This window comes from Pseudoalteromonas sp. RB2-MNA-CIBAN-0110, assembly GCF_040309305.1.
Taxonomy (GTDB): domain Bacteria; phylum Pseudomonadota; class Gammaproteobacteria; order Enterobacterales; family Alteromonadaceae; genus Pseudoalteromonas; species Pseudoalteromonas arctica.
In genome coordinates this window covers 1-259 of the sequence record NZ_JBEOOQ010000222.1, presented here as the reverse complement: position 1 = coordinate 259, position 259 = coordinate 1, and the positions used below count along the sequence as shown (strand labels likewise).

At 38.2% G+C, this 259-nt stretch carries 1 pseudogene; it reads left to right on the top strand.

Going from position 1 to position 259, the window contains the following annotated elements:
* Positions 1-259: pseudogene (locus AAEY68_RS21265) on the top strand (symmetrical bis(5'-nucleosyl)-tetraphosphatase); the annotation flags it as partial.

The window sequence follows — 259 nt, the reverse complement described above, 5'->3', positions numbered from 1 at the left end:
AGATAAATTAAACCCAATATTTGAAAGCCCTAAATTGGCTAACTACATCGCTTTTTTACAAACCCAGCCATTGGCTTTAGAGCTTATAAAACATAATTGCTTTATATCTCACGCGGGGTTAAATCCCGATTGGTCTGTTGAAGATGCGCTAAAAAAAGCTCAATTTGCACAAAGCTGTTATCAATCAAGTAACGCAAAAGCGTTTTTTGAACACATGTATCAGGCTCATCCCGCAAAGTGGTCGAATACCCTTGATGAC